This window comes from Vibrio sp. 03_296 (genome assembly GCF_002265885.1).
The window spans coordinates 1-517 of sequence record NZ_NPKW01000745.1; the positions used below are offsets into that span (position 1 = coordinate 1).

At 41.4% G+C, this 517-nt stretch carries 1 protein-coding gene and 1 pseudogene; both read right to left on the minus strand.

Features of this window, described 5'->3' with window-relative positions:
* Positions 1-74 precede the first annotated feature (74 nt).
* Positions 75-317 (minus strand): hypothetical protein, encoded by a 243-nt coding sequence (locus tag CIK04_RS27585; protein WP_325205911.1) that lies wholly within the window; start codon positions 315-317, stop codon positions 75-77.
* Positions 318-363: 46 nt separating this feature from the next.
* Positions 364-517 (minus strand): annotated as a pseudogene (locus tag CIK04_RS27590) (PilZ domain-containing protein); the annotation flags it as partial.

The following is a 517-nucleotide window of genomic DNA, read 5'->3' on the forward strand; positions in this document are numbered from 1 at the left end:
TCATCGGCAATACCGAGTACGGATTCCACATCAAATACCCGTTTGCCTAGCAACTGATTTGGTTGCTTTTTCGGTTACGTCTGCGACAGAGAGTGATTGGTATCAAGCTGCTCTTGGTAGTCGGCCATCAATTGCTGCTTTTCTGATGTCAATACATCAAGTTGAGCACGCAATTGTTGGGATTGTTCGCTTTGTTGTTGATACCAATACCAGCCGCCACCGAGTACCAATGGAAAAGCGGTGATAGAGAGCAGTAGGGTAGCAACGGTACCTTTACCCAAATAAAAAAGCTGATCCCATTTTAGTGGGATCTGCATAGTAATTTTTTTCGACATAGCTATATGATTATATTCGTCAGGCAATCTAACTTGCTTCGTCACCGAGATCAGACAAATGTTCTATTTCTCGATGAAGCAGCGTGTCATCACCCACATTAAGTTCAACCAAGCGTTTTAAATGACTGATACTATCTATATCAATGTGGGTAATTTTAAGTCTAATTGTCTGTTGATCAAAG

Excerpts from the sequence above, each read along its gene's own strand:
- CIK04_RS27585 (WP_325205911.1), bottom strand. The coding sequence starts at position 317 with ATGCAGATCCCACTAAAATGGGATCAGCTTTTTTATTTGGGTAAAGGT.